Here is a 9,187-nt window from a genome sequence, read left to right on the forward strand (position 1 = left end):
CGATCTCCTCAGGGGACATAATCAGTATGTCGGAAGATCTCTAAAAATGAATGGGCCGTTTTGGTGGGATACTTACAAAGGTACGTAGCCGACACAAAGTGGATTCGTGCGTTTCTACAGGCTAGGAAAAATGACATCAATGGTATTTTTGATGACATCAGGATGGCGAATCATGCAATAGCAGCGGTTTTAAAATATCGGGATTATGATGGGATTCGCTTGGAAAATGGCTCCTAAAAGAACGACTTAATTCCGGAGTGAGCGTAAGTGACATTGCCCGTGAATTTAATATAACCCGGCAAACCATACTCAGGGTAAAAGCATAACCGCAATAATCCTGAATATAAAACATTGCTCAAACACTACGGAACATCAATGTCTTCTGTGTGCCAGAATCTGACAGTATAAATATCAAAATCATTTATCAATACGAGGATTTAACACCAATGTATGATTGAGAAGATTTTATAAGTAGAAGGCTAAGAAATCATATTATGCTTAAAAAGCATACTGCAGGAGTATGCTTTAGGTAAGATCAGGAATTATAGGGTTCTGAAAGTTCTTGTCCTTCAACCCCAGCATAGACAATGATCACTTCGACCGGCTCATCTGTGGTAAAACCGCGATGTACGTCGTCTACAGATTCATTAAAAGCTTCACCTGCTTTAAACTTATGACTTGTACCTGTTTCTTTATCTTCAATGGTCAAGGAACCAGAAATAATATAGGCAACATTAGGCATCGGGTGAGTGTGCCAGGGCAAAGTGGTATTTGCCTCAAAGTGCATTTTCATGACGGTTAAATGCGGATTACCTTCTGGGTATTTTTCGTAAGCTTTACCATTCCATGCGCTGCCACTACTTACAAGCTCTTCCGATTTTACACCTTCTGATTCAAATTCAGACGTTTGGTCAGTTTGCTTTTTAGAATGAGTAGACATAAATCGCTCCATATTTGTGTTGAACGTGATTACATATTAAAAAACTATTATCCAGTATGTAGTCTGAATGCTTAAAAATAACGTTTACATTGCATAACAGCCCTGTCAGGCGTTTAGCTGGACTTTATCCCGACGAAATACCAGTGCGTTTACGCCTATGCACATCAGTAAACAAAATGCAGATAACCACATTCCATACGCCATACCAGTTGAAAATGAATGCAGCTCACTGTGGGCAATCATGGCGCCAAACAGACCCACACCAATAACGCCACCAATTTGTCTTGCAGATGCCATCAGACCAGAAGCCATTCCTGCATCTTCCTGAGATACCGAGGAGAGCATAGAATTAGTAATTGAAGGTACAGACATTGCGCTGCCAATACCGACCATAATGAGAGTGCCGTTCAGGAACCATAAAGAGCTAGACTCAGTTAACTGTGACAACAAAATAAATCCGATTATCTGAACACTAAAGCCGGTAGTGATGATCCGGATATCGCTGACTTTTTTTGCTACTCGAGTGGAAACCATTGTAGATATTGTCAGCACAGCCGTTAATGGAATAAAAGATAGTCCGGTTTTGATTGCATCGTAATGAAGAATGCTCTGGAAATAGATGCTCAGATCAAAGACAGTGCCATAAAAGGTCAGATTGATTACCGCACCGCAGAGCGCTGTGGTGGCTAAAACCTTATTTTTGGCCAGGCGCGGGGGCAGCATTGGGGACGCAACGCGCCTTTGAACCAGGATGAATAGCGCTAAAAATATAGCCGCAACGGCCATCATGGCTAAAGGTCCCCGGGTCCATCCCTCAGAGCTTGACTGAGTTAATCCATAGGTTAATGCCGCAATACTTATCGCAATCGTTCCCTGGCCTAACCCATCGACTTTTTTATCTACCCGTGGCGAGGGTGGAGCTGAACGCAAAATCAGGAAAATTGCGAGTAAGCCCAGTGGCACATTAATGAGGAAAACGCTGCGCCATCCGAAATACTCAATTAAAACGCCTCCTAAAACTGGCCCCGCAGCTAAGGCTATTCCCCCACAGGCCCCCCAGGTTGCTACCGCGGTTCTTCTCATGGCCGGATCGGTAAATGACAGTCTGATCAGTGTCAGTGAAGTAGGCACAAGCAGGGCTGCTCCCATACCCTGTACTCCTCTCAGAGCAATGAGCACAGACATGCTATCTGCAAGGCCACATCCGATGGAGCCAATCGTGAATAAGGAAAACCCCCAGGTAAAAATGTTACTCGCCCCAAACTTGTCCCCAAAAGCTCCACCAATAATCAGCAACGCTGCAAATACTAATGCGTAGCTGTTAATCACCCACTGAAGACCAGTCAGGTTGGTATTGAAGGCATTTTTAAGAGAGCCTAAGCCAACATTGACAACGCTCACATCGAGTTGAACTACGAGGAAACCCATACAGGTGGCGAGCTGTATGGCTATCAACGAAGGGGTATACTTTGACATTATGTCTATCCGGCAATTGAAAAACTAATGTCATAATAAGGTTTGCCTGAACATGTATAAATACTAAAATATGCACACTATCCATGCAAAAGTGCATACGTAATGAATTGGGAAAATCTTCGTTTTTTTGTTGCCATAGCCAGAGCAGGAACGCTATCAGGTGCAGCTAAGGCCCTGGATGTTGACCAGGCGACGGTGAGCCGCCGTCTGATGTCACTTGAGGCTGAACTTGGGTTGAAACTTATCGAGCGGCTTCCTCGTGAGGCAAGGTTGACCGAACCGGGGCGAATTATTCTTGCAGAAGCCATTGAGATAGAGGCATACACTTTTAAAATTGAGCGACTGTCTATAACGAATAAAGAACAAAGAGAGAAGTTGACTATTTCCGCCCCACCTATCCTGGCCAGGCATTTCTTTGCTACAAACATGTGGGCATTATCTCAGGAATTACCTCTTGTCCTCATATCGATATTGAGCGATGTCCACTTCGTCTCTCTATCTCGTCTCGAAGCAGATCTTGCCGTTAGATTATCCCCCGGAATTAAAGACACTGATATCATAAAAAAAGTCGGTAAAATGGATTTCGCTTTGTATGCAGCCAGTAATTATGAGCATCTTGAATCGCCAGAATTATGGGAATTCATAGCCTATCCTGAACGCGTTAACAATTTTGAACATAAACAATGGTTGGATGGAATTATCGGTGAAAAGCGGGTTTCATGTGAAATGGCTGATCTAAGCCATCAGTATGAAAGTGCTCGTTCAGGAGCTGGCGTTGCAGGTTTACCATGCTTTCTTGCAGATAAAGATAAGCGTTTGGTTAAGCTCGAAGTAGATGAATCTATGCTCAACCTTGATATTTGGATAGCAAAGCACCCTGATCGTCGTAATGATCCCCTAGTGGTGCACGCCTCAAACGTCATATCTATTATACTGAATAAGGTTGGGTTAGGATTGAAATAATAAAAACCACTTTTCAAATCAGTTGGTCATCAGCCAGGCTGTTTGTCTGCCGGAGAAAAATACTTTCAAACTGGTCTGACTCATCAATACGAAAAGTCAGACCAATAAATCCCCTCGCGTAAGCCGGGGCTTCAGCAACAATCAGCAGTATTTTCGCCTCAGGAAGCAGACAAATATCCAGTAATACTGCCTTGACCTTATTTACTTCCCAGAAAAGGCGCAATACTCGCCCAGACGGCATCAAAATTTACGGCAAAAGCAGGATGTGGGGCATCAGGAATGATTGCGAGGTGCGCATTCGGCAGCATTTTATAGGCGGCGAGCACGGTATCAATTGGTGCATTCATATCCTTTTCACCTGCCATAACAAGCACCGGCGCATGGATTGTCTGGAACAGAGACTTACCGACGATAGTCTGATCGTATTGTCGATTAGCTTGTTTATACCACTCAGTCACTTTATCGTGCTGCGGACGAATTTCTGCCTGCTCAGCCCAGTACCGTGGATCAAGGTCGATAACAGACTGTAAGGGGATATCACGATCTTTACGCCCGCCCTGGACGAAGCCTTTTGCCCATTCACCTGCGCCAATCGCGACGAGTTTGTTGGTCTGCTTTGGATAATCAGCGGCGAACTGGTACCCCGTATAGGCACCGTCACTAAAACCGATTATATCAGCTTTATAAATGTGTAAAGCCGAAAGCACCTCAAGCAGGTCTTTCGCTTTTTGTTTATAGTCTGGTGTGACTGACCCAATGTCCGATTTTCCGTGTCCACGGGTGTTCACCAAAATGACCAGGTGATTGTTTTTAAGTTTGTCAGCAAATTCGCCCATTTCTGCCATGGAGCCGACAATTCCTCCGTGCAGCAAGACCACAGGTTCACCAGAACCGTAAATCTCATAATAAATTTTAGCATCACCAGACTGCACATAATGTCCGGCTTTAGTGTTATTGCCGTAAGGGGTGGCACTTTGGTAGCTATTTGACTGCTGTCCGAACCAGTGCAAAGGTTGATTTGGGCGTATTTCAGCAGCGTGTGCTGTGATTGCAGACATACACAGTCCTATAAACGTTGTGAACATTCTGTTCATTCAGATGATCCTTCCCACTCTGATTGGGAGCATAAATACCTGTACTGAAAGAGTGACAGACATGGCTCAAATAGCGATGTCGTCATTGAGATTAACCCGCGATCCCAGGGCCATCTCTCTCCGCCATGCATCAATCTGTGGCGGCCAGTGAATCCCTTTAACGATAGATAATGAGCGCAGCAGCGGAAAAAGACGGATATCCGTGAGCGAGAAATGCCCAGAATCTCTCTCTTGCTGTGCGAACAGCAATTCAAGAACCTCAAGTTGAGCATTTATTTCATTAACCATGATTCCGGTTTGTTCCAGCAAACGTTGGAAAGGACCGAAAACAGCTTCTTTTTTGTTGACGAAATATTGTCTCGCTGCATCCTGTCGGAATTCTTCAAAGTCCGAGTTTGCCCAGCGCGGGATTGCCAGCGGATATATCAGTTTTGTTGCTTCTTCCATCCAGGTTTCGATTTCTGGATTGTCAGACATTTTCAGGACAGACGAACCGTAAGTCTCATCAATGTATTTGACGATGTCCAGGCTCTCACCCATCGCTTCATTGCTTTCAGTGACCAGGACGGGAAGCATTTTTTTGCCAATGAGGCGCGCTGGCGTTTCTTCATCATCGTTTGGCAGAGTAATGATTTCACACGCAACATCTTTCAAGCCAAAAATCATGCGTGAACGTACGCAGAAGGGGCAATGATCGTAAACATAAAGTTTCATAGCAGAATCTTTCATCACTTTAAATCTAAAAAATTAACGGGTAAATCCATCAAAGGGTGTCATATACACGGCACCAAATGGATCTAACCGTTTGCGGATTTCATCATCGGGTTCGCCATAAACTGTCAGGCCGGTAATGGTGACTAAAGAGAGAAATGTTTCAGCGAAAGGGGCGAACGTGTGATCAACATGGCTCACCACATCTTCCTGGCGATAACGCTCAACGATGTGTGCCGTTTGCTGATCTTCACTGACGCTGTAAACATAACTCAGCGTGCCGGGCTCTTTACGGGTGGCGTCCACCACGCGTGATACTAATTCTTTGAATGCAGGGAATTGTCCGTCATTGACGTCCAGGTTAAATACACAGGTGATTTCATTTTTCATCGTAATCTCCAGAACTATGGGAGCAGGCGAACGAGCAAAGAAGAGAGAAAGACATTCACCGCAAGAAGAACAGGCCGTTACGCGCGGGAGCATAACGGCGACTGTGACCAAAGAGCGCTTAGCGTCAGCTCGATTTTTTCAGTGTTTCAGAAAAAAGCTCACCTGAGATTGCCCAGTTATCGGTGGTTACGTCGTTGAAAATGACATAGACATACTGTGGATCGACGTTGGCATGGGTGGCGATAGCATCGGTCACGGCTTTAGCGATAGCAGGTTTAGCCTCATCACGACCTTCAAACATCTGGATATTGACTACAGGCATGGCAGAACTCCTTCAGGTATTGATAAAAGGTCAGTCAGGCTGACGTTGAAGAAATTCTACGCTGATAGCTTAAGTGGATAAACAGGCTAAAAGAGGACAGAGTGTAGAACTGAAATCTACAATCACTCAAATGCTTTCTGCAAGGCTAACTCAATTAACTCATCAATAATAAAGCGAACGCCGGGCAGCAAATGCCGGGCGCGAGGCCATATCACATTGAGTTCGGTGGGCGAAGGATTGCAGGTGCTAAGCAGCGGCACTAGCTTACCGTTCTGTATGTGTGGCCGGAGTAATGCTTCGGGAAACTGAATCAAACCGGCTCCGGCAATACAGGCATCAATCATCGCATCGCCATCACTGATTTGATGAAAAGGCACGGGTTTAAGCCTGATCTCCTTCCCTCCCTCATCACGGATTCGCCAGCTAAGCGGCGCCCCACCACGCCAGGCCAGAATGCAGCGGTGATGCGCCAGATCAGCCAGCGTTTCAGGTGTGCCGTAAGCAGTAATATAGTCGGGAGACGCGCAGATAATCAGATGCTGATCGTTGAGTTTGCGAGCGATGAGATCGGTGGTGTCTTTCACCGGACCAAAGCGGATGGCGAGGTCGAAACCAATATCCAGCGGGTCTATGATACGGTCGTTAAACGTGATGGTCAGCTTCAGATGCGGATAGCGTTTTGTCATGTCCATCAGCACAGGCATCATCACCGAGCGGCCAAAAGCCGCAGGCAAATCGATCCTCACGGTGCCTGTGGGTTCAGTGAGCTTAGAACGCAGCGCCATTTCTGCCGTTTGCAGCGTTTCAAGCGCACTCTGGCAGCTTGCCAGATACGCTTCGCCTTCGGTGGTCAGGCTTATTTTTCGCGTGGTGCGATGAAACAATAAAATGCCGAGATTATTTTCAAGTCTTTGAATACTCTTGCCAATTGCAGATTTAGACACACCAAGTTGTTCAGCAGCTTCGGTAAAGCTACTCGAATTTGCGGCCGTCACAAAGTGGACGATGTTGCTAAAAGATTCGGCTGAAATCACGGTTGACATCGGTTACGCCAGGACAAATAACAAAAAGATACGTTAGCGTAAAGCCAAAACGTAAAAAAACGCAAGCGAAGGGGGAGCTCGTTCCCTGATTTTACTCCAATAATCTAATACTTTTCCCAATGGCTGAGTTAGAGATACCTAACTTATCCGCAGGTTCGGTAAAACCTTGGTCATGAGTCGCCATCACGAAATGCACAATGCGTCGGAAGGAATCAAAAGATGAAGGTACAGGGATCATATGTTTCAGGATCGCCAGAACGTCATGATTTTTATTCTACCTTCTTGGGATGTGCATCTGGTAATTCACTGCTGATTTTCAGGTCCTTGAAATATGCAATCGTGCCAGATTCGATCCATACCCCAACACCTCCACGTGCTTCACTGCCTAATTTTAGGTCATTGACGATTAAAGCAGGTTTAGAACTGTGATCCAGATACAACCTGGCCTGCTGGCCAGAAACGGTAATTTTCATATGGATCCACCGTTCGGTGGCAATATCAGCATAGGTTTCGTACTTTTCCGGTGTCTCTTTCCTCAGTCGTTCAAAGGTGTAATCCGGATAAGCGAAGTATTGCACCGAATGGTTTCGCCGGACCTGATCGTCAGCCTGACTGTTTGTTGGCCGCAGATAGATATTCTCAAACCGTTCTTCTTTATCAATTCGAAATGATAAGCCGATGAAGCCTCGGGCATAAGCCGGGGCATCGTGAGCTAGCGTGCTGGCAATATCCGCCTCGATTGTCCCGTTATGAAAATCAACCGGCAACCAGGCCATGAATGTTCTGTCTGTTAGCACTTCTTTTGCTGGATCCTGAAACTTTTCGGAAGGCATTTGCATTTTTATCGCTTTTTTACCCAGATAATCCTCATGCTTCAGAGAAACCCCCGCGCGCTTAAAATCAGATAACGGGAATGACTTTTGTAGCGCAAGAGGTTCGGCTGATTGTGCTGCCACGAATGAAGAAAATCCTGTCATAAGAACAAGTAACAAGTTGTTTTTCATAATACACCTTACTTTATGGTTAGGTATGCCGAAGCTGATTTTCATGCCCTACAGGAAAGTGATAGATTGATATTTTAACGCTAGGGTATTGCGGAGATAAAGACTGATAAAGGTTAGGCATTTGAAATGAACTGTTTCTAATCAACATCAGGCCGGTATTCCCCTATACAATACTATCCCAGTCGCAGAACGCGTCCCGGAGTAGCCAAGAGGAAATAACACTCAGCGGGGAATACATTGAGAATTCACCATCAACGGCTAATGCCTGATCTGTCACATGAGCAGCAGTCGCAAATTTCTGAGATATCCTCAATGGTCTGGGAAAAATTTGCTTACTACATGGTCTTCCTAGTCGAATATCTTCCTATTGGGGTTTACCCCCAAACTGCCTAATTTGTTCTGGTAGCAAACCCCGTCTAGAAAGGTGGCACTCATTGGTGCAGATTAGGATGATCTCCCTTATTGTCTCCCTGCTTGGCAGAGAGTGCAGTCATCTTTTCGCCACCTGACCAGCCTGGGGGTTTTACTGTTTTTTTAATTTCCTTTGCATTCATCTTCTTCACCAAAAGACTGAGCGCCCAGGCTATACTCCAGACAATGTATTTTACAATGATAAGCGTAGCCATTATTCAGCCCCCTCAATTAATAGCATGTTACCCGCAGTCGTGAGGCCAGTTATAATGTATTGACCATCATGTTTACTCTGGACGCTAGACACTAGTCTGTTTTCGATGAGGTAATGAAAATGCCACTCAGCAATTTCAGGTGGCAATTCAGGGAAGTATTGTAACTAAGCCTGGCCATTGATTTTAAAGAACTTTAACATTTCCGTTATCTCTATTCATTGTTATAGCCTATTTTGTGTAAAAGACGATTATATCACGCTCCCTTATAAAAAATTTGTCGATACAGAAGGTTAACATTGGCTAAAATAATCTACCGCTGAGTTTATGAGATTTGTTTTAATAATTATTTAATGTTTTAATCGAATGCCATTAATTATTTTTCTCTTTCATAACTATAAAACTTCATTGCGTCATATCGTGACGTGAAAATATTCTATGTCACAAGATGGTCATGACTGCTGGACAGGCATCCACACGCTGACCTGTCACACTTTCGTGCTGATTGGGGTTTACCCCTATAGTGCCTAACCTTCCCCGCCTCTGTAAGTATCCCGCTTAACCGAACCATTCACTTTTAGAGATCTTCCGACATACTGATTATGTCCCTGAGGAGATCAC

10 protein-coding genes and 1 pseudogene are annotated in these 9,187 nt (G+C 44.9%); 2 read left to right on the forward strand and 9 right to left on the reverse strand.

The window, feature by feature from the left end; genetic code table 11:
- Window positions 1–242: 242 nt before the first annotated feature.
- A pseudogene (locus DXU84_RS24625) lies at window positions 243–326 on the forward strand (helix-turn-helix domain-containing protein); the annotation flags it as partial.
- A gap of 209 nt (window positions 327–535) precedes the next feature.
- Here the strand turns inward: DXU84_RS24625 and DXU84_RS24630 are convergent.
- On the reverse strand, window positions 536–940 hold the full coding sequence (locus tag DXU84_RS24630; protein ID WP_121019009.1) for a cupin domain-containing protein: 405 nt from the start codon (window positions 938–940) through the stop codon (window positions 536–538).
- A gap of 105 nt (window positions 941–1,045) precedes the next feature.
- The gene (locus DXU84_RS24635; RefSeq protein ID WP_153376830.1) at window positions 1,046–2,416 is read right to left on the reverse strand and encodes an MFS transporter; all 1,371 of its coding nucleotides are present in this window, start codon (window positions 2,414–2,416) and stop codon (window positions 1,046–1,048) included.
- A gap of 102 nt (window positions 2,417–2,518) precedes the next feature.
- Between DXU84_RS24635 and DXU84_RS24640 the strand changes: the two genes are divergently transcribed.
- Window positions 2,519–3,379, forward strand: coding sequence for a LysR family transcriptional regulator (locus tag DXU84_RS24640; RefSeq protein WP_037035518.1), 861 nt, complete (start codon window positions 2,519–2,521; stop codon window positions 3,377–3,379).
- A gap of 197 nt (window positions 3,380–3,576) precedes the next feature.
- Here the strand turns inward: DXU84_RS24640 and DXU84_RS24645 are convergent, their stop codons facing one another.
- The 7 genes from DXU84_RS24645 to DXU84_RS24675 all read right to left on the reverse strand — a co-directional run bounded on the left by DXU84_RS24645 (window position 3,577) and on the right by DXU84_RS24675 (window position 8,569).
- On the reverse strand, window positions 3,577–4,437 hold the full coding sequence (locus tag DXU84_RS24645; protein ID WP_121019005.1) for an alpha/beta fold hydrolase: 861 nt from the start codon (window positions 4,435–4,437) through the stop codon (window positions 3,577–3,579).
- 102 nt (window positions 4,438–4,539) lie between these two features.
- The gene (gene grxB / locus DXU84_RS24650; RefSeq protein ID WP_153376831.1) at window positions 4,540–5,187 is read right to left on the reverse strand and encodes a glutaredoxin 2; all 648 of its coding nucleotides are present in this window, start codon (window positions 5,185–5,187) and stop codon (window positions 4,540–4,542) included.
- 33 nt (window positions 5,188–5,220) lie between these two features.
- Window positions 5,221–5,574 carry a putative quinol monooxygenase gene (locus DXU84_RS24655; RefSeq protein ID WP_037035514.1) on the reverse strand — a complete coding sequence of 118 codons (354 nt, stop codon included), beginning with the start codon at window positions 5,572–5,574 and terminating at the stop codon, window positions 5,221–5,223.
- A 124-nt stretch (window positions 5,575–5,698) separates the two neighbouring features.
- On the reverse strand, window positions 5,699–5,896 hold the full coding sequence (locus DXU84_RS24660; protein WP_037035512.1) for a 4-oxalocrotonate tautomerase family protein: 198 nt from the start codon (window positions 5,894–5,896) through the stop codon (window positions 5,699–5,701).
- Window positions 5,897–6,018: 122 nt separating this feature from the next.
- Window positions 6,019–6,939, reverse strand: a complete 921-nt coding sequence (locus DXU84_RS24665) for a LysR family transcriptional regulator (RefSeq protein WP_037035511.1) — start codon at window positions 6,937–6,939, stop codon at window positions 6,019–6,021.
- A gap of 269 nt (window positions 6,940–7,208) precedes the next feature.
- A complete protein-coding gene (locus DXU84_RS24670; protein WP_228389063.1) occupies window positions 7,209–7,943 on the reverse strand; it encodes a hypothetical protein in 735 nt (244 codons plus the stop codon).
- A 431-nt stretch (window positions 7,944–8,374) separates the two neighbouring features.
- Complete coding sequence (locus DXU84_RS24675) at window positions 8,375–8,569, reverse strand: hypothetical protein (RefSeq protein WP_037035510.1); 195 nt, start codon at window positions 8,567–8,569, stop codon at window positions 8,375–8,377.
- Between the last annotated feature and the right edge of the window lie 618 nt (window positions 8,570–9,187).

The sequence above is a fragment of the Rahnella sp. RcJ3 genome, from assembly GCF_009498575.1.
GTDB lineage: Bacteria > Pseudomonadota > Gammaproteobacteria > Enterobacterales > Enterobacteriaceae > Rahnella > Rahnella aceris.